Origin of the sequence: Amycolatopsis sp. WAC 01375 (genome assembly GCF_003947325.1) — a bacterium.
Lineage (GTDB): Bacteria > Actinomycetota > Actinomycetes > Mycobacteriales > Pseudonocardiaceae > Amycolatopsis.
Window position 1 is genome coordinate 364,452 of record NZ_QHHW01000054.1, and the last position, 21,246, is coordinate 385,697.

Genomic DNA, 21,246 nt, shown 5'->3' on the forward strand with positions numbered 1-21,246 from the left:
CCGTCGTGCCATGCTGGCCGCGGATCGCGTTTAGCCCGCTGAACGCGATCCGGACGTACGTGAATCGGTAGGGGAGGATCGGTGCACCAGCCACCGCAGGGGTACGGCCAGGGACCGGGTTTCGGCCCGCCACCTGGGCAGGGCTACGGACAGCAGCCGGGTTACGGCGGCCCGCCCCAGCCCGGCTACGGACCGCCTCCCGGTTACGGCCCGCCTGGCTACGGGCAGCCTCCCAAGAAGAAAAAGACCGGGCTGATCGTCGGCCTGATCGTGGGCGGCGTCGTCCTGCTCGGGCTCGGCATCCCCGGCGGAATCTTCGCGTCGGAGTACTACTCGTCGGTCGGCAAGGCGCCGGTCTCGCAGCAGCCGCCCGCCGAGTGCCAGGTCTCCCCGGAGGTCCTGAACAAGACGGTCACCACCAGCTATCAAGGCGTCCGCGAGAACGAGATCAAAGCGGGCAAGACCGTCATCAAGCAGTACGGCTGTTCCTGGCTGCCGCCGGAGAGCGACAACGTCCACGACCGTTCCCTCCAGATCATGGTGTATCGCCACGAGGGGCCGGACGCCGAGAAGCGCACGGCGGAGTCGTCCGCCGGGTCGGCCGCGCCGTCCGAGCGTCAGCAGCAGGTGCAGGGCATCGGGGAGAAGGCGGTCCTCGTCACCCTGGACACCGACAGCGCCTTCAGTGGCGCCGAGCTGCGGTACACCCAGGGCGTGTACGTCGTCATCGTCACCTACAAGGGCTGGGACAAAGGGTTCTTCACGAACTCGCCGATCCCGCCGGCAGAGTCCGCCGAAGCGGCGAAGTCCGTCGGCGCCGAGATCGCGAAGAAACTGCCCCGCTAGCCGTACAGGCCGTTCAGCCAGGCTGTCCACGCCTCCTCGGCCTTGTCCGCGTCGGCGTCTTCGGCGAACAGGTGGTGCCCGATGCCGACAGACCAGCCCCAGACGTTCCGGCCGTAGAAGCGGTACAGCGCGTCTTCGGTCCGGACGCCGATGAAGGCCGGCGTCAGGTAGTCGACGACGCCTTCGACGCCGGGAACTTCGAGGTACACCCGGTCGCCGACGGCCGTCGCGCCGAGGGCCGCCCGCACGGCCTCGAACGCTTCCGGAGCCTTGGACGCTTCGGGCGCGTCGGTCTTGAAGTACTTCGCCTGACGTCGGTTGAAGTGCGTCAGGTACTCGCCCAGCGAGTGGTAGTAGAACGACGTGTGCTGCTCGCACGCGTCGTATTCGACGTCCCAGTCGTCGAGGACCGTGGTGTGCTCGAAGCGCAGGTATGTGCCGCCGTCCTTCGGTTCGAGGATGTACTCGAGCGTGTTGAACCAGCCGTTCTCGTCTTCGGCGTAGGTGACGAAGTGCTGTGACGGCTTCCAGACGGTCACCATGCCGCCGTTCGGGGTGAGGCCGGACTCGGCGCCGCCGTCGCGGGGTTCGTACCGGATCGGCCAGAGCCAGCCGCCGCTGCCCGTGGTGATCGCGGCCCAGGTGTCGGCGGGCGTGGTGGGCAGGAAGCCCTCGAAGCGGACCTCGGATTCCTTCGTCATGGCTGTTCCTCTCTCGTATGCCTTCAAGAGAGCGACGCCTGGCCGGGGGCCGTTTCGACAAACGGATCGCGTTTAGCCCGCTAAAGTCGACGTGACGCAGGTCACATTCGAGAGTGTCGAGGCCTGGGTGACGGCGGCGTCCCTGGTGTGTCCGCGAAGGCGGCGACCCGAGGAGAGCGACATGCAGCAGAGCACGATCGACGAGATCCTGAACCGCCCGCTCAGCCAGGAGCTCTTGGCCCGCGACCTGGCCCGGCTGGCCTACACCGCGCTCGACGGCACGCCGCGGTCGATCCCGATCGGCATCCACTGGAACGGCAAGGAGATCGTCCTGTGCACCCCGACGAACGCGCAGAAGTTGCCGGCGCTTCGCCGCAATCCCGCCGTCGCACTGACGATCGACACCGAATCCCACCCGCCGAAGATCCTGCTCATCCGCGGCACCGTCGAACTGGACCACGTCGACGGCATCCCCGACGAGTACATGCAGTGGAACGGCACCTACGAGATGACGTCCGAGCAGCGTGTCGAGTGGGAGGCGAACGTGCGGTCGCTCTACGACAGCATGGTCCGCGTCGTGGTGACCCCGACCTGGGTCAAGCTCATCGACTTCGAGACCACCCTTCCCTCCGCCGTCGAAGAGCTCCTGCGCCGGCAGGCAGCGCGTCAGAGCGAGCCGGCGGGGGAGCTCGTACGCCAGGAAGCGTAGGGGAGAAGCCGCGTCTCGACGGATTCCCGCGAAGTCTCGCGCTGTCAGCATTTCGCCATGACGTTGACAGGAATCCTGGCCGCCGCGCTGATCGTCACCGGCGCGCCCGCCATCGCCGCGGACGACGTCCGTGTGCACACCGGAGTGATCGAGGGTGCCCGATACCGGGTCGAGGTGCCAGCGAACTGGAACGGCAAATTGTTGCTGTACAACCACGGGATCTATCCGCCGGGCCATGTTCCCGAGGAGATCGAACTCGCCAACCGGGCGGAGGCGAAACCCGTTCTCCTCGGCGAGGGGTACGCGCTGGCCGCGTCGCTCTACAGCAAGCCGATCGGCTTTTCGGCCCGCGAAGCAGTGCACGATCAGACCGCGCTGCTGTCCTGGTTCGACCGCACCATCGGCCGACCGGCGCAGGTGCTCACCTGGGGAGCCTCCGGCGGCGGGCTCAACTCGGTCCTGCTGGCCGAGCGGCTCCCGCACCGGATCGACGGCACGCTGGCGATGTGCGGTCCCGTCGCGGGCGGTTCCGCGTTGTTCGCGCAGGCACTCGATCTGGGGTTCACGGTCCGGACGCTGCTGGCGCCCGAACTGGAGGTCGTCCGCATCGCCGACCCGGGGGCGAACCTCGCGAAAGCCCATCAGGTGGTCGCGAAGGCGTTGGAATCACCCGATGGACGGGCGCGGCTCGCCCTCGCCAACGCGTTCGCCGACGTCCCCGGCTGGTCGACGGCACACCGCCCCCGTTCCGCCGACGTCGCCGCGCAGATTCGTCAGCAGACGGAGTTCGTCCTGGCGGTCTACGACCAGTTCTCCTGGGGTGCTCACCGGGTCGATGTGGAGACACAGGCAGGCGGGAACCCGACCGGGAACACCGGAGTGGATTACCGCGGCCTGCTCGCCCGGTCCAGTGAACGCGATCTCGTGACCCAGGCCTACCGTGACGCCGGCCTGGATCTCGGCGCCGATCTGGCCGCGCTCGCCGCCGCGCCCCGGGTGAAGGCCGACAACGCCGCCGCCAGGTGGCTCGCCCGCGTCGGGACGCCGACCGGACACGGTCACCGGCCCGTCGTCACACTGCACCCGATCGGCGACGGCGTCGCCCCCGAACACGAGCGGACCTATGGCGACCGCGTCGATTCCGAGCGGATCCGGCAACTGTTCGTGAACCGGGGCGGTCACTGCCAGCACACCGCCGCGGAGGAACTGACGGCGTTGCGCGTGCTGCGGGACCGCGTCGAGAGCGGCCGCTGGCCGTCGACGTCGCCGGATCGGCTGAACGCCGAGGCGAACCGGTTCGGCCCGGAGTTCCGTTTCCTCTATGACTGGCTGCACGGTGAAGGGGGCACTGCCGCGCCCGGTTTCCGGCGGTACCACCCGGCGCCGCTTCCTCGCGTGGCCTGACGGTCCGGTGTCGTGAGTGGCCGGGTTATCGAGGGGTAAGGCGAAGGTGGCGTATGGGTCGCGGCACTCTCCGGTCCGTGAAGGCCTCCTTGAGGGACCCGGAGTCCCTCAAGGAGGCCTTCATTTGTGTGCCTACGTCTGACCTGCGGGTTGGCGGGTGGGTCGTGAGGTGATGTCACCACCAGGTCGATGGACGTCGCGCGTGATTGAAGGCGGAACTCGCGTGTTTAAACGCGGAACTCGCGTGATTGGAGGCCGATCTCGCCCGTGACCGGGTCCGCCGTGAGTTCCGCTTCCAATCACGCGAGTTCCGCTTCCAATCACGCGTGTCACGCCTAAGGCCACACGACGACCAAGGGGATCTCAGAGCGCGAGCCCCGAGTAGTGGGTAAGCAAATGCGGTGCCCCAAGGAGGCCTTCACGGACCTGCGGCCCACGAGGCTTCTCACTCCCCGTGGTAGTGCAGACCCGTGCGCTTCAGGACGACCCAGCGTTCGCCGGGCCGGTCCGCGACGACCGGATACCACCGCGGAGCGACCGCGGCGGTCAGTTCGTCCCCTCGTTCGATGAGGGAGTTCACCGCGGGTTCCCCCACCACGATGAGCGCGGACCAGTCGACGTGCGCCAGCAGATCGTCCTCGGTGACCCCGAACCGGTCATCCAGCAGGGTGACCAGGTCGTGCCCGGTGTCCGGGCCGGAGCGGACTTCGCCGACCTCGGGCACCTCTTCGACAACGGGCTCGTCGTCCTCGTCGTCCTCGTCGTCCTCGTCGTCCTCGTCGTCCTCCTCGTCTTCATCTTCTTCGTCGTCTTCGCGTTCTTCGGACCACACGTGGTGGTCGAGCCGCGAGATGGCGTTGCTCAGGTCGAAGGCCTGCTCGTCGGTCATGAACAGTGTCACGGTGTGCCCGTCGGTCAACGTGAACGTCAGTTCCGCTTCCGGGTAGCCCTTGGTGCCGGGTTCCGCTTCGACCATGCCTGCCACGGTCCCGGCCAGAGCCGAGTCCGCCGGGCTCGTGCCCCAGCCCAGCGACGGCAGGTTCGCGGCCATCTCCAGCACACAGGTCGCGGCGGTCCAGAACGCCTCCTTGTCCCGGAAGTCCTTGCGGCTGCTGGTCAGGGTCCGCCCGCCGCCCAGCGGCTCGGTGCGGGCGTCCACCTGGCCCCGCCCGGTGCCGTTCTCCCAGATCGCGGTGACCGTGATCTGGTTGGCCAGGCGTTTGCGGTAGTTCTCGATATGGCCTTCCCTGGCGAGTTCCCAGCCGTTCACCGTCTCGGGCCAAGCGTCGTCCACTGCGGGGTTCCTTTCCTGACAAGGGGATTCCCGGTATCGGACGTGACAGGTCCGGTGATCGTTCCCGGCTCGCTTGACAACCGCTGCGCCACCCGGTCTACTGGAGTCATCGAACAAGCGTTCGAAGTGCCGCCTTCCCCGTGGCGCGTCCGGTGCCGTCCACAAAGGACGGTCCAGATGTCGTGGGGAGGCGGGTCCGTTGACAGCGGAGGTGGTCGAGGCACGGGCCTTGCCGTTGGCGAGGCTGGCGGCTTTGCCAGGAGTGAGCACGGCCAGTGGCGTGGCTTCCGCGGCCGAACACGCGAGGACGACGGGAAGGGTGCTCCCGGTGTCCCCGGCGTTGTCCGGTCTGCTGCCCGCCGCGGGGCTCCGGCGCGGGAGCACCGTTTCGGTGCTGGGGTCCACGTCACTGATGCTCACCCTGCTGGCCGCCGCGACCGCCGGCGGTGCGTGGGCGGTCGCGGTCGGCCTGCCCGCGCTCGGGGTGGTCGCCGCCGCGGAACTCGGGGTCGAGGTGGGCAGGCTGGCGCTGGTCCCCCGCCCCGGTGCCGAGTTCCCGGCGGTGACCGCGGCCCTGCTCGACGGCTTCGATCTCGTGGTCGTCGGTCCGGGGCTGGCCCGGCCCGACGTGGCGAGGCGGTTGTCCGCCCGCGCGCGTAACCGTGGTTCGGTCCTGCTTTCGCTGGGGTCCTGGCCCGGTGCGGAGGTCGAGCTGAGCTGCCGTCGCTCGAGCTGGACCGGCTTCGACGGCGGGGGCGCGGGTCATCTGCGCGCCCGTGAGGTCGAGGTGCGGGCCGGTGGCCGGGGTGCGGCCGCCCGGCCGATGTCGGCCTTGCTGCGGTTCACCGGCGAGGGTGAAGTCGAGCGTGCCGACTTCCCCGCGACCAGGTGGGGGACGGCATGAACCCGCCTGTGCGCATGCTGGTGCTGTGGTGCCCGGACTGGCCGGCGGTCGCCGCCGCGGCCGTCGCGGGTGAACCCGTCGGCCGCCCGGCCGCGGTCTTCTCGGCGAACCGCGTGGTCGCGTGCACCGCGGTGGCCAGGGGATACGGGGTCCGTCGCGGGATGCGGCGGCGCGAGGCCCAGTCCTGCTGCCCGGAGCTGGCGGTCTTCGGTGAGGACGACGGCCGTGACGCCCGGCTCTTCGAGTCCGTCGCACGGGCGGTGGAGGAGCTGGCCGTCGGTGTCGAGGTGGTGCGCCCCGGGATCGTCGCCGTTCCGGTCGACGGCGCGGCCGGGTACTTCGGCGGTGAACACGGCCTCCTGGAACGGCTGGTGGACGAGGTGTCCGTGGCGGCGGGGGTGGAAAGCCAGGTCGGCGTCGCCGACGGCCTGTTCGCCGCGACGCTCGCCGCCCGTCGTTCGACGCTGGTCGAGCCCGGTGGGACGGCGGAATTCCTGGCTCCGCTGCCCATCCGCGAACTGGACCAGCCCGAAGCAGGCCGGACCGAGCTGGTCACCTTGCTCAAGCAGCTCGGCCTTCGCACGCTGGGCGCCTTCGCGGAGCTCGAAGAAAGCGACGTCTCCGCGCGCTTCGGGACAGAGGGCGTGCTCGCGCACCGGCTGGCACGAGGACGGTCCGAACGTCCGCCGTCGCGCCGACGTCCTCCGCCGGAGCTCTCGCTGGCGAAGGCGTTCGACCCGCCGATCGACCGGGTCGACGCCGCCGCGTTCGTGGCGAAAGGGCTCGGCGAACGGTTCCACGCCGGGCTCGCCGCGCACGGGCTGGCTTGCACTCGGCTCGGCATCTACGCGACGACCGAGACCGGTGAGCAACTCGGCCGGGTATGGCGGTGCGCCGAACCGCTGACCCCGCTCGGGGTCGCGGACAGGGTGCGCTGGCAGTTCGAAGGCTGGCTGAAAGCCAAGGATCGCCCCAATTCCGGCGTCGTGCGGCTGCGGCTGGAGCCGGAGGAGACCGTCGAAGGACGGTCGCTGCAGCTCGGGTTGTGGCAGGCCGGTGCGTCGGGCGTGCTGCGTCCGTCCACAGAGGACGAAGGCCTGTCCGGTGAGCGTGCCGGTCGCGCGCTGGTGCGGGTGCAGGGCCTGCTCGGCCCGGAGAGCGTCTTCACCGCGGTGCTCGACGGCGGCCGCGATCCCGCCGAGCGGGTCCGGCTGGTGCCGTGGGGCGACAGGCCGGAGAAGTCGGCGCAGGCGGACGCGAACTGGGCAGGGAGGCTCCCGTCGCCCTCTCCGGCCACGGTGTTCGTCCCGCCGGTTCCCGCTCAGGTGCTGGACGAGAACGGGCGCGCCGTGGAGATCACCGCGCGGCGCCGGGTCAGCGCCGCGCCGTTCCTCGTGAGTTTCGAGGGCGGTGAGCCGCGCGAGGTCATCGCCTGGGCCGGGCCGTGGTTCGTCGGTGTCCGGGCCGGGGCGGGGCACGCGCGGTCGGGGACCCGGATGCGGTTGCAGGTGCTGCTGGCCGACGGGGCCGACGCCGAGGAGGCGGTGCTGCTCCGCTTCGAACACCACAAGAATCCGATGTGGACACTGGAAGGGAAGTACGACTGAACATGGACGAGGAGTACACGCGGCTGGTGCGACGCTGGCTGGAGGAACCGGCCATCCCGGTACAGCGTGCCGAGTTGGACACCGCATGGGCGGCGTGTGTGCCGCGCGCGGAAGTGTTCGTCCCCGCGCCGAGAAGCTCGACAGAGAATCGGTGACCGATGGGCTGGAACAACCCTCCGCGGCCGTGGAAGGACCTCGCCCGCGAGCTCGCCGGCGAGGTCCCGCCCGGTGACGGCGGCGACAGCCCCGCGTGGAGTGCCAAACGTGAGGGCTATCAGCCGCCCGCGGACCTGTCCGGGCTGATCGGCGACGACGACGGGGCCACCGCGCGCCGGGTGCCGTACGCCGAACTGCACTGCCATTCGAACTTCAGCTTCCTCGACGGGGCGAGCCATCCCGAGGAACTGGTGGAGGAGGCCGCGCGGCTGGGCCTGGACGCGATCGCGCTCACCGATCACGACGGCATGTACGGCGTGGTGCGGTTCGCCGAAGCGGCGCGGGAGCTGGGTGTGCACACCGTCTTCGGCACGGAGCTCAGTTTCGGCCTGTCCGGGCCGCAGAACGGGTTCGCCGATCCCGAGGGCGAGCACCTGCTCTTGCTGGCCAAACAACAGGACGGCTACCTGAGCCTGAACCGGGCGATCACCGCCGGTCAGCTGTACGGCTTCGACAGGCAGTCGTTGTCCCCGAAGGAAAGGGCGGAGAAGGGCAGGCCGGTTTACGACCTGCGCGCGGTCGCCGAAGAGGTCCGCGGGAAGTGCGTCGTGCTCACCGGCTGCCGTAAGGGCTCGGTGCGCAAGGCACTCGTCACCGGAGGCCCCGCCGCGGCCGTCGAGAGACTGAAGGAACTCATCGACTGCTTCGGCCGCGAAAACGTCTATGTCGAGCTCATCGACCACAGCCTTCCCTTGGACAGCACGCACAACGACCTGTTGAGCGAAATGGCCAAGGAGTTCGGGCTCCCGACGGTGGCGACCACGGCCGCGCACTACGCCCGGCCGGAGCGGGCCCCGCTCGCCGACGCGCTCAGCGCCATCCGCGCCCGGCGAGGCATGGAGGACATGGAGGGCTGGCTGCCCGCCGCGGGAACGGCGTTCCTGCGGTCGGGGGAGGAGATGGCCGAGATCTTCGAGCGGTATCCGGGTGCGGTGCAGCGGGCGGCGCTGCTCGGCCGGGAGTGCGCGTTCGAACTCCACCACATCGAGCCGAAGCTGCCGCCGTTCGACGTTCCGGAGGGGCATACCGAAGCGTCCTACTTGCGGTACCTCACCAGGAAAGGCGCGGAGGAGCACGAGAAGAACAAGGACGAGGAGTACCGCGAAAAGGCCAGGAAGCTGATCGACCACGAACTGGAGGTCATCGAAGAACTGGGTTTTCCCGGCTACTTCCTGATCGTCTGGGACATCGTGCGGTTCTGCCGGGACAACAAGATCCTCTGCCAGGGCCGGGGATCGGCCGCGAACTCGGCGGTCTGCTACGCGCTCGGCATCACCAAGGTCGACGCCGTGCGCTACGGCCTGCTCTTCGAACGGTTCCTCGCCCCGGATCGCGACGGCTACCCGGACATCGACCTCGACATCGAATCCGACCGCCGTGAGGAGGCGATCCAGTACGTCTACGAGAAATACGGGCGGCTGAACACCGCGCAGGTGGCGAACGTGATCACCTACCGGGCCCGGTCCGCGGTCCGGGACGCGGCGCGGGCGCTGGGGTACTCGCCCGGCCAGCAGGACGCGTGGAGCAAGCAGATCGACCGCTGGGGTGCGTTGCGCGCCACGGAAAAGGACCACGATCACGACATCCCCGAGGAGGTCGTGGAACTCGCCTGCGCGCTCGAAGACTTCCCGCGGCATCTGGGTATCCATTCCGGCGGGATGGTGATCTGCGAGCAGCCGGTGAGCGAGGTCGTCCCGATCGAATGGGCCCGGATGGAGAACCGCAGTGTCGTGCAGTGGGAGAAGGAGGACTGCGCCGCGGCGGGGCTGGTCAAATTCGATCTGCTCGGCCTCGGAATGTTGTCGGCCCTGCATTATATGATCGACCTAGTCCGTGACCACAAAGGGGAAGAGGTCGACATCTCCGAATTGGATCTCAAGGATCAGAACGTCTACGAAATGCTCTGCCGCGCCGACGCGATCGGCGTCTTCCAGGTGGAGAGCCGTGCGCAGCTGGCCACCCTGCCTCGCTTGCGCCCTAAGAAGTTCTACGATCTGGCTGTCGAGGTAGCGCTCATCAGGCCCGGCCCGATCCAGGGTGGTTCGGTGCATCCCTACATCCGGCGCAAGAACGGCCAGGAGAAATGGGATTTCGACCATCCGAAGCTGGTCAACGCGCTGGAAAAGACCCTCGGCGTGCCGTTGTTCCAGGAACAGATGATGCAGATCGCCCTCGACGTCGCCGATTTCACCCCGGCGGAGGCGGATCGGCTGCGGCACGCCATGGGGTCCAAACGTTCCGAACAGAAGATGGAACGGCTCAAACGACGTTTCCTCGAAGGCGCCGCGAAGAACGACATCGGGGGAGAGCTCGCCGAGAAGATCTTCGGCAAGCTCAAGGCGTTCGCGAACTTCGGTTTCCCCGAGAGTCACGCGCTGAGTTTCGCCTTGCTGGTGTTCGCGAGCGCGTACTTCAAGTACTACCACCCGGACGCGTTCCTGGCGGGTTTGCTGCGCGCGCAGCCGATGGGGTTCTATTCGCCGCAGTCGCTGGTCGCCGACGCGCGGCGGCACGGGGTGCGGGTGCTCGGCCCGGACATCAACGCGAGCCTCCCGCACGCGACGCTGGAACCCTTGCCTGAAGAGGGAAAGCTGCTCGCCGTGCGGGGTGGCCTGTCCACCGTGCGGATGATCGGCGAGAAGCCGGCGAAGAAGATCGTCGAGGAACGGGAACGCGACGGCCCCTTCGCGGACCTGGCCGAGGTCGCCCGGCGTGTACGGCTGACCAAACCGCAGGTCGAGGCGCTGGCGGCGGCAGGCGCGTTCGGTTGTTTCGGCGAGACCAGGCGGAGCGCGCTCTGGGCGGCGGGTGCGGTCGCCGACGAAAGCCTGGCGAAACTGCCAGGGCTCACCACCGGGGTCAAGGCGCCGATGTTGCCCGGCATGGACGAAATCGACGTCGCGGCCGCGGACGTCTGGGCAACCGGGGTGTCGCCGGACAGCTTCCCGACCCAGTTCATCCGCGAGCACCTCGACGAGCTCGGCGTCATCACGGCGGCGGGCCTGCGCGAGGTCCCGCACGGCACCCGGGTGCTGACCGGGGGCGCGGTGACCCATCGCCAGCGGCCGGCGACCGCGGGCGGCGTCACCTTCCTGAACCTCGAAGACGAGACGGGGATGATCAACATCATCTGCACGATGGGGGTGTGGCAGCGCTATCACCGGGTCGCCCGCGGCAGTCCCGCGCTGCTGATCCGCGGCGTGGTCGAGCGCACCGGCGAGGTGGTGAACGTCCTCGCCGAACAGATCCGCCACCTGCCGTTGCGGATCACCGCCAAGTCCCGTGATTTCCACTGAGCACTCTTGACGATCATCCGGGGACTGTGCTGTAGTTCGATCAACGTCGCAGTGCACCCGGCAAAGAGACCGCCGTGGGCGCGGAGGCGTCGGACCATGGGAAATCATGGAAACCCCTTCTTCATCGAACGGCCGGTTGACGGCGTTCGGAAATCAACTCGTTCAGGTTCACAACTGGCTGCGTAAAGAGCTGGCCAGGCTGCATGACGACCTCGAGTCGGTAGCGGCCGGGCGCGCCGAGCGGCTGCGCGATCTCCGGGCTCATTGCCTCACCTTCTGCTCGGCGCTGACCAGGCATCACACCGGCGAGGACGGCGGCGCCTTCCTTGTGCTGGCGGAGAAATTCCCCGAATTGCGGCCGTCGCTCGAAGAGCTCGCGCACGACCACGAGGTCATGACCGGGATCATCGAACGGATCGAAGAGCTGGTCGCCGGCGTCGGCCCCGGGTCGAGTCAGGCCGAGATCCTTGACGTCCAACGGGAACTGGACGGGCTCACGGCGATCATGGAGACGCATTTCCGCTACGAGGAGAAGCGGATCGTCGAGGTGCTCAACTCGCTGGACATGCCGGAGTGGCAGGAGTCGAAGCCGCCTTTCCTGCTGAAAACGCATTAGGACACGATCTGTCCTATACGGGCTCTAGCGTTCTTCTCATCGCACACGACGACCGAGGAGAACTCCGATGAGCAACCCGATCCCCGACGGCTACCACACGGTCACCCCGTGGATCATCTCGCGCGACACCGCGAGCGTGATCGACTTCTTGAAGCGGGTCTTCGACGCGGAGCCGATCGGTGAACCGGTGTACGTCGAAGGCGGGAAGATCGGGCACGCGGAGGTCCGGATCGGCGACTCGGTCGTCATGCTGTTCGACTCGCGTGACGACTGGGTCGGCACCCCGGCGTATCTGCGGCTCTACGTCGAGGACAGCGTGGAGACGCAGCGCCGGGCCATCGAGGCGGGCGCCGAAGAGGTGACGAGGCAGACCGAACTCTTCTTCGGCGACCGTGTCGGCCGGGTCCGTGACCCGTTCGGCAACCTGTGGTGGATCCAGACCCGGCTGGTCGACCTCGACTTCCCGGAGATGGAACGCCGGATGAACGACCCGAAGTTCATCGAGGCCATGCGCTACGTCTCCGGCACGGAGATCATTCCAAGTCCCTGAAGTCGGTAGGGTGGCGATAGCGACGCGGAGGTGAGCCGGTGGATCGCCACCCACTCCGGGGCAACCCCGGGGAGTACGAAGACAGCGAGACAAGGCGCCCCGCGCGAGCGCGGCATGCTTCGCGTGCGAGTCCGCGCGGATGACAGGAGAAAGAGTCACCTCCGCGTCGCTCCTCGAACCCATGCCGGTCTGGCGATTCCAGGTGACCCGTTGGGCGACCTTCGACGACTGCGCCGCCGCCCTCGACCTGACGCCCGGCGAACTCTCGTGGTTCGCCGACGCGAAGGGCTGGAACAGGCGTGCGGCCGAGCCGATCCGGCACTACACCTACCGCTGGATCCCGACCGCTTCGGGCGGTGTGCGGCTCATCGAGCGGCCGAAGCCCCGGATCGCCGAACTGCAACGCCGGATCGTGCGGCACGTCGTCGAGGCGCTGCCGGTGCACGAGGCGGCGCACGGGTTCCGGCGCGGACGTTCGGCGATGTCCTGCGCCGCGCCGCACGCCGGGCGGGAAACCGTGGTCAGGATGGACCTCGAAGGGTTCTTCCCGACGGTGTCCGCGCGCCGGATCTCGGCGCTGCTCGCCCTCGCGGGGTATCCGCCCGCCGTGGCGGAGGCGCTGGCGGGTGTGCTCACCACGGCCGTTCCGCCCGATGTCCTCGCCACCGCGCCCGAGGGGCGGCGGGGTCCGGCGCGCGTGCGGCTGCTGAACAATCTGGCGGCCACACATCTTCCGCAGGGCGCGCCGTCGTCGCCTTCGGTCGCGAACGCGGTCACGCATCAGCTCGACCGGCGGCTCGACGGTCTCGCGCGTGTACTGGGCGCCGCCTACACGCGGTACGCCGACGATCTGGCGTTCTCCGGGGATTCCTTGCCGCTGCACCGGTTGCTGCCCGGTGTCCGGCGGATCGTGACCGGTGAGGGCTTCCGGCTGCGAGACGACAAGACCTCGATCGCCGGAGCGCACCAGCGGCAACGGGTCGCGGGCCTGGTGGTCAACAGCGCACCCGCCGCGACGCGCGCCGACTACGACGCCCTGCGCGCACTGCTGCACAACTGCGTCCGAACCGGCCCGGAGGAGCAGAACCGGACCGCGCATCCGGACTTCCGGGCTCACCTGCTCGGCCGGATCGGCTGGATCGCCGCGTCGTCCCCGGCGCGGGCGGCGAAGCTGCGGGACTTGTTCGGCGGGATCACCTGGACGTGAGCGGGTATGCGATCCTGGACGGGTGATCGAGACCGCGGAGGACTACCGAGAAGCCGTTCTTTCCGAGCAGTGGTGGGAAAAACGTAGTTTCGTCGGCTGTGATTTCACCGAAGCCGACCTGCGAGGGCTGCGCACCCAGGGCTGCACCTTCGACCAGTGCGACTTCACCAAGGTCGACTTCGAGGGCTCGCGCCACGAGGCGTCGGCGTTCCGGTCGTGCACCTTCGATCGCAGTGTGCTCGCGAGCACGCGGTGGAGTTCCTGTTCGATGCTCGGATCGTCCTTTGTGGACTGCCGGTTCCAGAAGGTCGCCTTCACCGAATGCGATCTCTCGCTGGTCTCGCTCAGCAAAGCCCGTCTGTCCAAAGTGGACCTCAGTGGCCTGCGACTGCGTGAGGCGAACCTGCTCGAAGCGGATCTGACCGGCGCCGACCTGCGTGGTGCGGATCTCACCGGTGCCCGGCTAGCCGGCGCGAAACTCGAAGGTGCCGATCTGCGTGGCGCACGGCTCGACGCCAACGGGCTGGTGCAGGCGAACCTCGCCGGTGTCCACGTGGACACCGAGACCGCGGTCGCCTACGCCGCCGCGCACGGCCTCGTCATCCACTGACCCGGTGCAATGAAAGGTCCTTTCCTCGCAAAATTTGCGAGGAAAGGACCTTTCATTGCAGAACGGACTAGTCGATCGGCGGTTCGCCCGGGTCCAGCTCGATGAGGTCGCCCTCGGCGAGCAGCTCCTCGATGGACGCCGGTAGCAGGTACGCCGAACCGCCACCGGGCTGGTTGAACCACGGGATCGCGACACCGGCGAGCGCTTCGAGCGGACGCTGCACGCGGTACACGTGGTACGGCCGGTTCACCCACTCCGGCACGAGCGAGCGCTCCTCGAACGGCGTCCCGGCCGCGTAAGTCAGATTGCCGTTCGGGCCACCGAAGCGGTCCAGCTCGCTGCCCGCGGGCAGCTCACGCAGCTCCTTGCCGCGGAACAGCGTCAGCGGCGGCTCGCCGTTGAGCGGCGAGATCGGCCAGTTCTGCTTGGCGTCGGGCGCCCCGGCGGCGTTCGCCGCGGCAGGCGGGCGGGCCGGTTCCTCGCGTCGCATCGGCGGCGGCGGAGGCGGCGTCACCGGCGGTTCGCGCCGCGGTGGCGCGGGCGGCGGGCTCGCCAGCACCGGGTTCGGCCGCACCGGGGGCGCGGGCGGGACCGGCGCGGGGGCGGGCTCGTCGTCCACATCGTCACCGAGCAGTTCCTCGGCCGTCGTGAACGCCGTCTGTTCCTGTGCCGGGATCGACTCCCGCGGCGGCACCGGATGCGAACCGGTCGCGATCTCGGGGGAGAGCGTCGCCAGCACGGGCGGCGCCGGAGCCTGCTCCTCGACCGGCCGCTCTTCGACAGCGGGCTCTTCCTCGGGCGGCGGAGCGCCGTTCGGGTTCAGCAGGACCTTGCCGAGCATGAACGCGGCCGCGTCCTCGGCGTCGCCGAACACGGCCGGGTTGGCCAGCTTCCCGTCGTACCAGCCGACCCGCCAGCCGCCGCCGTCGACCTGCTCGACACTCCAGCCGTGGTCGGTGGGGGAGCCGATGCGGTAGACGTCCTCGGGCACGTCGAGGTCGTCGAACTTCGCCTGCAGTTCGTTCAGCACCGGCACGGGGTGCTCGGCGCGCCGCGGCCGCTCCGGTGCCGCGCGGCGCGGGGCTTCCTCGCGCCGCGGCTCGGGCTCGGGGCGGGACACGGGCACGAGCACCGGTGCCGGGGCGTCGACCTGCGTGACCTCGTTATCCGACGGCGGGGGCAAGTCCGGCTCCGCGTCGTGCGTGAGGAGGGGCAGCTCAGGGCCGGCGTCGGCCTGCTCGACCGGCGTGTAACCGGTGGTCGTCTCCTCCTCGGGCGGCGCGTACGGCTGGTCCTCTTCCTGCCGGGCGTACGCGTCCTGCTCTTCCACGAGGGGCGGCGGCTCGTAGGCGTCGACCTGCGCGGGCCGCGCGTACGTGGTGGCCTCCGGGTCGGCGACCTGCGGTTCCGGCGCGGGTTCGGCGCGCTGATGCGACGCCTCGTCCTGCCGTTCCTCGTCGGTGTACACGTCCTGTTCGGACTCGTGGAACTGCGCCTGGTCGTGCGCGTACGGGTCTTCGTAGCGGCCTTCGTACTGCTGCTCGGCGGCGGCCTCGTGGAAGTCCTGCGCCTGGTAGTCCTGGGTGTCGTAGTCCTCTTCGTACCGCTGGGCCTGCTCGGCCTGATCGGGAACGGTGGACTCGGCGGCGGGGACGGCCGCGGCCGCCGCGACCGGTGCCGCGGCAGCCGCGGCGGCGGACGCCTGATCCGGGCCCTGCTGATGCGGCGGCGGGACGGGCGGCTGAGCGGGCTGGTTCGGGCCGGGGCCGGGCTGTCCGGGAGCGCCCTGGTTGGCCTGCTGAGGCGGCACCGGGCCGTTCTGCGGCGGGCCCTGCGGAGGAGGTGGGCCCGCGGGCATGCCGTTGGGGCCACCCGGCCCACCCGGGCCGTGGGGACGCTGCTGCGGGGGCTGATTCCCCCGGGTGAGGTACCCCGCCGCGGCCTGCAGCGTCGGGGCGTCGACCTCGGGCAGCGTGAAATCGTTCTGCCGGACGTGGTCGATCAGGTCGAGTTCCGGTGAGACGCCGTACTCGCGCAGGTAGAAGTTCACGGCGGCGGGCCAGATCCACTGCCCGTCGCTGTGGAAGGCGACCGGGACGGTGGCCTCGGGGGTCTGCGCGAGCCTGTCGATGTCGTAGCCGCGCTCGGTGACCACCAGCGGTGCGCGGTCGAGGTACTCGAGCAGCCTGTCCTGCTCCTCGATCTCCAGGTCGGGCCGGTTGATCACCGGACGCCCGGCCGGGCCGATGGTGTCGAAGATGCGGGCGATGCGGAAATGCGGCCCGGGCTGCTCGGGGCCGAGGCCGGACATGCGCCGGATCAGCCATTCGGGCACGTTCTCCTCGGAGCGGGGGAACATGCGCAGTTCGTCGGACAGCGCCTGCGGAGGCGGCGCGAGGCGCCATTGGGGCTCGTCGCGGTTGTACTCGAGGTTGTAACTGGACGGGTGATCGAGCTGGTAGCGGGCGTTGAACCAGGTGCCACGGCCGTCGCGATACATCCCGGCGCGGAGCCTGCCGAACAGTGTCGCGATGTCATGCGTCGCGACCCACTCGTGCGCGGTGCCGTCCTCGGTGATGATCTCGCCGGTCATCTCGTGGTACCTGCCGACGGCTCGGTACTCGGCGGTCACCTTCCGCCAGTCGCGCGGCGCGGCCCGCAGCAGGGCGAGGCCGATCTGTTTGACCAGGGTGTCCTGCTCGGTCGCGTTCAGCTGAGTCGTCGGTTGTGCCACGGTCACATTTTGACCGTATCCGCGCTCGCGTGCACCCCGCATGTGGGTTTTGCCGCTATTGACAATCCAGAAGACGCCCTGACCTGGTGTCGGCTCACTCACCCGGGATACTGACGGCGTGAACCGATCTGCCCCCGAGACCCTGAAGGACGAGGACTGATGGCGGTGGCCGGACAGCGGCGTGACCGTGGGGCACTGCTCCATCACCTGCCGTTCCTGGTGGTGATGCTGGTGGTGGCCGTCGCCGCCCTGCGGATCGGCCAGTACCACTGGCGGCAGGGCGCCGCGCTGATCGGCGGCGCGTTGCTGCTCGCCGGCCTGCTCCGGGCGGCCCTGCCCGAGGCGAAGGCCGGGCTGCTGGCCATCCGGGGCAAGCCGGTCGACGTCCTGACCTACGGCGCGCTCTCCGTCTTGATCCTGTTCATCGCGTTCACGATCACCGGCGGGCCCCTGTCCTGAGTCGGCTCAGGAGGCCATGGCGGGGCTGAGCCGGGCTTCGCGGCGATCCAGGCTGCCGGACACCACGGCCAGGGAGAGCCCCAGGACGGCCAGCGACGCGCCGACCCAGTTGGGTGCGACCAGGCCGAGGCCGCCCGCGATCACCAGTCCGCCAAGGTAGGCGCCGATGGAGTTCGCGATGTTGAACGCCGACTGCACGGCCGCGGAGACCAGCGACGGCGTCCCGCCCGCCTTCTCCATGATCCGGGCCTGCATCATCGGGCCGATCATGAACCCGGCGAGGCCGACGAAGAAGATCGTCACCGCCGCGCCGACCTTGCCGTTCGCGGTGAAGGTGAAGATCGCCAGTACCGAAGCGAGCGCGATCAGCGAGACGTAGAGGCTCGGCATCAGCGCCTTGTCGGCGAGCCTGCCGCCGAGGTAGTTGCCGATCGTCATGCCGACCCCGGCCAGCGAGAGCAGCAGGGTGACGTGCGATGGCGAGTAGCCGGTGACGTCGGTCAGCATCGGCGCGATGTAGGACAGGCAGGCGAACACGCCGCCGAGGCCGAAGGTGACGATCGCGAGCGCGAGCCACACCTGCGGGCGGCGGAAGGCGCCGAGTTCGCCACGCAGCGACGGCTCGACCGGTTTTCCCTGGTGGGGGACCAGTTTCGCGATCGCGGCCATGGCGAGCAGGCCGATCACGGCCACGACACCGAAGGTCGCGCGCCAGCCGACCTTCTGGCCGAGCAGCGTCCCGAGCGGCACGCCGACGACGTTGGCCAGCGTCAGGCCCATGAACATCATCGAGACGGCCTTCGCGCGTTCGCCCGGCTTGGCCAGGCTGGACGCGACGACCGCGCCGGCGCCGAAGAACGCGCCGTGCGGCAGGCCGGCGAGGAAGCGGAAGGCGACGCCGAACTCCTGGTTCGGCGAGAGCGCGAAGAGGGCGTTGCCGAGGGTGAACAGGCCCATCATCGCCAGCAGCATCGTCTTGCGCGGCAGCCGGACCGCGGCGGCGGTGAGCAGCGGGGCGCCGACGACGACGCCGAGGGCGTAGCCGGAGATGAGGTAGCCGGCGGACGGGATCGACACGCCGAAATCGGCGGCGGCTTCGGGCAGCACGCCCATCATGACGAATTCGGTGGTCCCGATGCCGAAGGCACCGATGGCGAGCGCGAGCAGCGCGACGGGCACGGCTCTCCTTCCGGGGGTCGTACTTGAGGTAAACGATTACTCGCCCAGCGTCGCGGACGGGAGCTGAATCGATTTAGGTCTCGGACACAAAAGAAGACAGCGCGTGCGGCACCGCTGTCCTTCGTCCAGTTCAACCGATCGAGGGGGCCTTTGTCATCCCGGTTTCGGGTGAGGCTGCCCACCCTCAGCGGCGCGCGGCGAGCACTCCCTGGAGCAGGCCGGGGAACAGCTCGTCGAGATCGTTGCGGCGCAAGGAGTTGTAGCGGGCGGTGCCCTGCTGGCGGCCCATGATGATGCCCGCTTCGCGCAGGGTGCGCAGGTGATGGGTGAGTGTGGACTTGGTCACGGCGACGTCGAAACCGCTGCACGAGATCTCGGTGCCGGATTCGGCCAGCTGGCGGACCATGTCGAGCCGGACCGGATCCGCGAGCGCGGCGAGGACCGCCTCGATCCGGATCTCGTCCTGTCCGGGATAGACGTACTGGGTGGTCGTCGTGGCCATCCGTCCATAGTACGACGCCCCTCGAACTTTCCGCGAGTTCGTAGTACGGTCACCATCGAACTACGACAACCATCGAACAACGACCCCAAGTCGACTTTCGCGGGCTGAACGCGATCTGGCACCGGCCAGGCGCCCCCGGGCCCGGATCGCCTTTAGCGGGCTAAACGCGATTTGTGAGGTCTGGAGCTGGGGAGTCATGACCTTCGCACCACCCAGGACCGCGGTGCTGGCGCTCGGCACCTTCGCGGTCGGCACCAGCGGATACGTCGTCGCCGGGCTGCTGCCCGCGCTGACCGGCGAGCTCGGGGTCTCCGAGACGGCCGCCGCGCAGCTGGTCACCGCCTTCGCCATCGCGTACGCGGTCGGTTCGCCGTTGTTCGCCGCCGTCACGGGCCGCTGGGAACGGCGCACGCTCCTGGTCGCCGCGCTCGTCGTCACGGCCATCGGCAACGCACTCGCCGCCCTCGCGCCCGGCTACGTGACCCTGCTCCTCGCGCGCGTGGTCACCGCGATCGGCGCGGCGGTCTTCACGCCGGCGGCGAGTGCCGTCGCCGCCGACCTCACCTCCCCGGAGCGCCGGGGCCGCGCGGTCGCGCTCGTCTTCGGCGGGCTGACCGTCGCGACGATCCTTGGCGTTCCGCTCGGCAGTGTCCTTTCGCAGAGCGTCGGTTACCAGGCCGTCTTCGCGCTTGTCGCGGTCTTCTCACTTCTCGGCGCCTTCGCGGTGCGGCTGGTCTTGCCCGCAGTCCCGGCGCCGCCACCGGTCCGGCTGGCCGAACGGTTCACCGTCGCGAAGGACCCGCGCGTACTCGCCATGCTCGGCGCGACCGTGCTCGGCTGTCTCGCCGCGTTCTCCGTCTACACCTTCATCTCGCCGGTCCTGTCGGCCACGGCGGGCGTCCACGGCACGACGGTCAGCCTGCTGCTGTTCGTCTACGGCGCGGGCGGTGCGCTCGGCAACGTCCTCGGCGGCCGTGCGGCCGACCGGTGGGGCGCCAGGGGACCGCTGCTGGTCGTGTTCGGCGGGATCACCGTCGTGCTCGCGCTGTTGCCGCTGGTGGCGACCACCGTCGCGGGCGCGGCCGTCGTCCTCTTCCTCTGGGGACTGGCCACCTGGTCGGTCAACCCGCCGATCCAGCACCGGCTGATCGAGCTCTCCCGTCAGAACGCCGGGCTCGTCCTCTCGCTCAACGCGTCCGCGATCTATCTCGGCGTCGGCCTCTCCGGCCTCGTCGGGGGTGCCGTGCTCAGCGGCGGCGGACCCCTCTTGCTGCCCGAGGTCGCGGCGATACTGACCGCGATCGGCGCGGCCGTGGTCGTGGCGGGCTGGCGGAGCCGCGTGAAGCAGCCCGCGCTGGCCGAGTGACGCCTATTCGGCGCGAGTCTGGACTTCGCAGTCGGGGCCGGGGAACACCAGCCCTTCGTGCCCGTCCGCGAACCGGACGAGATACGGCGGGGCACCGTGTTCTCCGCGTACCTCGAGGATTTCGCCGTGTCGCTCGGCCGAGCCGACCGTGCGTCCGTGCACGTGGATCTCGTCTCCGACGGTCGCCTGCATGAGAAATCACCTCCGACACTTCAAGGTTAGGAGTGTCGGAGGGGTTCGTACAGGTGCCCGCCACGATCGGTCGAGTGCGAAAGGGAAATCCGCGGGCCCGCCGTGATCGTCGTCGATAGGCTGGCCGGATGACCGACGTACTCGACAAGGTGGCCGGGAAGAGCGGCGAACTGGTGCTCCGCCGGGCCGGAGAAGATTTCGAGGTCATCGCCAACGGCGTCTTCCTGATGGACACCCGGAACGGTGAATCCGAACGGTTGCTCGTCTCGGTGGCGGCCGATCTGGTGCCGGGCAAGGCGCGAATGCTGATCGGCGGCCTGGGTGTCGGCTATTCGCTGCGCGCCGCGCTCGACCACCCCGGTGTCGGCGAGATCGTGGTCGTCGAGCGCGAGCCTGCCGTGATCAAGTGGAACCGCGAGGGCCCGCTGAAGGACGTCCATGGCGACGCACTGTCCGACGAACGGGTCACCGTTGTCGAGGCCGATCTGGTTAAGTGGTTGCGCCGTACGGAAGAGCGGTTCGACGCGCTGTGCCTCGACATCGACAACGGTCCTGAGTGGACGGTCACCGACGGCAACGCGAAGCTGTATCTGGACGACGGACTCGACATGCTCGCCGCGCGGCTGCGGCCCGGCGGCGTGCTCGGAGTGTGGAGCGCCGAGTCGGTGCCGTCGTTCGCGAAGCGGCTGCGATCGCGGTTCGGTGACGTGCGGGAGCTGAAGATCCCGGTGCCGCAAGGAGAACCGGACGTACTGTGGTTCGCGCGGGTGTAGCGGACGCGGCGTGGGTCAACGCGCGCTGGTGCGACGTGGTGTGCCGAACGGGTACTTTCACGGCCCACGTCTGGAAGTCGG

19 protein-coding genes are annotated in these 21,246 nt (G+C 69.3%); 13 read left to right on the forward strand and 6 right to left on the reverse strand.

Annotated elements, in window-relative coordinates:
- Positions 1–81 precede the first annotated feature (81 nt).
- Positions 82–846, forward strand: a complete 765-nt coding sequence (locus tag DL991_RS36750) for a hypothetical protein (protein ID WP_125788908.1) — start codon at positions 82–84, stop codon at positions 844–846.
- Here the strand turns inward: DL991_RS36750 and DL991_RS36755 are convergent.
- Positions 843–1,547 (reverse strand): SRPBCC domain-containing protein, encoded by a 705-nt coding sequence (locus DL991_RS36755; protein ID WP_125788909.1) that lies wholly within the window; start codon positions 1,545–1,547, stop codon positions 843–845. The two genes, DL991_RS36750 and DL991_RS36755, sit on opposite strands and share 4 nt — an antisense overlap.
- Before the next feature lie 181 nt (positions 1,548–1,728).
- On the opposite strand from DL991_RS36755, the gene DL991_RS36760 reads away from it, so the two are divergent.
- Positions 1,729–2,256, forward strand: a complete 528-nt coding sequence (locus DL991_RS36760) for a pyridoxamine 5'-phosphate oxidase family protein (RefSeq protein WP_125788910.1) — start codon at positions 1,729–1,731, stop codon at positions 2,254–2,256.
- 57 nt (positions 2,257–2,313) lie between these two features.
- Positions 2,314–3,660 (forward strand): hypothetical protein, encoded by a 1,347-nt coding sequence (locus DL991_RS36765; RefSeq protein WP_125788911.1) that lies wholly within the window; start codon positions 2,314–2,316, stop codon positions 3,658–3,660.
- Between the two features lie 445 nt (positions 3,661–4,105).
- On the opposite strand, the gene DL991_RS36770 is transcribed toward DL991_RS36765, so the two are convergent.
- A complete protein-coding gene (locus DL991_RS36770; RefSeq protein WP_125788912.1) occupies positions 4,106–4,954 on the reverse strand; it encodes a hypothetical protein in 849 nt (282 codons plus the stop codon).
- A 229-nt stretch (positions 4,955–5,183) separates the two neighbouring features.
- Between DL991_RS36770 and DL991_RS36775 the strand changes: the two genes are divergently transcribed.
- From DL991_RS36775 to DL991_RS36805, 7 genes are all read left to right on the forward strand, one after another.
- On the forward strand, positions 5,184–5,858 hold the full coding sequence (locus DL991_RS36775) for a hypothetical protein (RefSeq protein ID WP_370309048.1): 675 nt from the start codon (positions 5,184–5,186) through the stop codon (positions 5,856–5,858).
- On the forward strand, positions 5,855–7,465 hold the full coding sequence (locus tag DL991_RS36780; RefSeq protein ID WP_233599208.1) for a DNA polymerase Y family protein: 1,611 nt from the start codon (positions 5,855–5,857) through the stop codon (positions 7,463–7,465). The genes DL991_RS36775 and DL991_RS36780 overlap by 4 nt, the downstream gene beginning before the upstream one ends.
- Before the next feature lie 158 nt (positions 7,466–7,623).
- Positions 7,624–10,977, forward strand: coding sequence for an error-prone DNA polymerase (locus DL991_RS36785; protein WP_125788913.1), 3,354 nt, complete (start codon positions 7,624–7,626; stop codon positions 10,975–10,977).
- 106 nt (positions 10,978–11,083) lie between these two features.
- On the forward strand, positions 11,084–11,593 hold the full coding sequence (locus tag DL991_RS36790) for a hemerythrin domain-containing protein (protein WP_125788914.1): 510 nt from the start codon (positions 11,084–11,086) through the stop codon (positions 11,591–11,593).
- A 67-nt stretch (positions 11,594–11,660) separates the two neighbouring features.
- Complete coding sequence (locus tag DL991_RS36795; RefSeq protein ID WP_125788915.1) at positions 11,661–12,143, forward strand: VOC family protein; 483 nt, start codon at positions 11,661–11,663, stop codon at positions 12,141–12,143.
- A gap of 139 nt (positions 12,144–12,282) precedes the next feature.
- A complete protein-coding gene (locus tag DL991_RS36800; RefSeq protein ID WP_255433417.1) occupies positions 12,283–13,350 on the forward strand; it encodes a reverse transcriptase family protein in 1,068 nt (355 codons plus the stop codon).
- A 22-nt stretch (positions 13,351–13,372) separates the two neighbouring features.
- Entirely contained in the window at positions 13,373–13,960 is a 588-nt protein-coding gene (locus DL991_RS36805; RefSeq protein ID WP_125788916.1) for a pentapeptide repeat-containing protein, read from the forward strand.
- A gap of 67 nt (positions 13,961–14,027) precedes the next feature.
- Here DL991_RS36805 and DL991_RS36810 read toward each other — a convergent pair whose 3' ends face one another.
- Positions 14,028–16,736, reverse strand: a complete 2,709-nt coding sequence (locus tag DL991_RS36810) for a glycohydrolase toxin TNT-related protein (protein ID WP_370308953.1) — start codon at positions 16,734–16,736, stop codon at positions 14,028–14,030.
- A gap of 117 nt (positions 16,737–16,853) precedes the next feature.
- Between DL991_RS36810 and DL991_RS36815 the strand changes: the two genes are divergently transcribed.
- Positions 16,854–17,153, forward strand: coding sequence for a DUF3017 domain-containing protein (locus tag DL991_RS36815; RefSeq protein ID WP_125788917.1), 300 nt, complete (start codon positions 16,854–16,856; stop codon positions 17,151–17,153).
- Positions 17,154–17,159: 6 nt separating this feature from the next.
- On the opposite strand, the gene DL991_RS36820 is transcribed toward DL991_RS36815, so the two are convergent.
- Positions 17,160–18,332, reverse strand: coding sequence for an MFS transporter (locus tag DL991_RS36820; protein WP_125788918.1), 1,173 nt, complete (start codon positions 18,330–18,332; stop codon positions 17,160–17,162).
- Between the two features lie 184 nt (positions 18,333–18,516).
- Entirely contained in the window at positions 18,517–18,834 is a 318-nt protein-coding gene (locus DL991_RS36825; RefSeq protein ID WP_125788919.1) for a helix-turn-helix transcriptional regulator, read from the reverse strand.
- A 196-nt stretch (positions 18,835–19,030) separates the two neighbouring features.
- On the opposite strand from DL991_RS36825, the gene DL991_RS36830 reads away from it, so the two are divergent.
- Positions 19,031–20,200 carry an MFS transporter gene (locus tag DL991_RS36830; RefSeq protein ID WP_125788920.1) on the forward strand — a complete coding sequence of 390 codons (1,170 nt, stop codon included), beginning with the start codon at positions 19,031–19,033 and terminating at the stop codon, positions 20,198–20,200.
- A gap of 3 nt (positions 20,201–20,203) precedes the next feature.
- Here DL991_RS36830 and DL991_RS36835 read toward each other — a convergent pair whose 3' ends face one another.
- Positions 20,204–20,392 (reverse strand): DUF1918 domain-containing protein, encoded by a 189-nt coding sequence (locus DL991_RS36835; protein ID WP_125788921.1) that lies wholly within the window; start codon positions 20,390–20,392, stop codon positions 20,204–20,206.
- Between the two features lie 128 nt (positions 20,393–20,520).
- Between DL991_RS36835 and DL991_RS36840 the strand changes: the two genes are divergently transcribed.
- The gene (locus tag DL991_RS36840) at positions 20,521–21,165 is read left to right on the forward strand and encodes a spermidine synthase (protein ID WP_125788922.1); all 645 of its coding nucleotides are present in this window, start codon (positions 20,521–20,523) and stop codon (positions 21,163–21,165) included.
- The last annotated feature ends 81 nt before the right edge of the window (positions 21,166–21,246 follow it).

Bases quoted from the DNA above. Each gene is read 5' to 3' on its own strand.
- DL991_RS36800 (WP_255433417.1), top strand. From the start codon at position 12,283: ATGACAGGAGAAAGAGTCACCTCCGCGTCGCTCCTCGAACCCATGCCG.
- DL991_RS36760 (WP_125788910.1), top strand. From the start codon at position 1,729: ATGCAGCAGAGCACGATCGACGAGATCCTGAACCGCCCGCTCAGCCAG.
- DL991_RS36815 (WP_125788917.1), top strand. From the start codon at position 16,854: ATGGCGGTGGCCGGACAGCGGCGTGACCGTGGGGCACTGCTCCATCAC.
- DL991_RS36835 (WP_125788921.1), bottom strand. From the start codon at position 20,392: ATGCAGGCGACCGTCGGAGACGAGATCCACGTGCACGGACGCACGGTC.
- DL991_RS36795 (WP_125788915.1), top strand. From the start codon at position 11,661: ATGAGCAACCCGATCCCCGACGGCTACCACACGGTCACCCCGTGGATC.
- DL991_RS36790 (WP_125788914.1), top strand. From the start codon at position 11,084: ATGGAAACCCCTTCTTCATCGAACGGCCGGTTGACGGCGTTCGGAAAT.
- DL991_RS36840 (WP_125788922.1), top strand. From the start codon at position 20,521: ATGACCGACGTACTCGACAAGGTGGCCGGGAAGAGCGGCGAACTGGTG.
- DL991_RS36780 (WP_233599208.1), top strand. From the start codon at position 5,855: ATGAACCCGCCTGTGCGCATGCTGGTGCTGTGGTGCCCGGACTGGCCG.
- DL991_RS36810 (WP_370308953.1), bottom strand. From the start codon at position 16,736: ATGCGGGGTGCACGCGAGCGCGGATACGGTCAAAATGTGACCGTGGCA.
- DL991_RS36765 (WP_125788911.1), top strand. From the start codon at position 2,314: ATGACGTTGACAGGAATCCTGGCCGCCGCGCTGATCGTCACCGGCGCG.
- DL991_RS36830 (WP_125788920.1), top strand. From the start codon at position 19,031: ATGACCTTCGCACCACCCAGGACCGCGGTGCTGGCGCTCGGCACCTTC.
- DL991_RS36825 (WP_125788919.1), bottom strand. From the start codon at position 18,834: ATGGCCACGACGACCACCCAGTACGTCTATCCCGGACAGGACGAGATC.
- DL991_RS36755 (WP_125788909.1), bottom strand. From the start codon at position 1,547: ATGACGAAGGAATCCGAGGTCCGCTTCGAGGGCTTCCTGCCCACCACG.
- DL991_RS36785 (WP_125788913.1), top strand. From the start codon at position 7,624: ATGGGCTGGAACAACCCTCCGCGGCCGTGGAAGGACCTCGCCCGCGAG.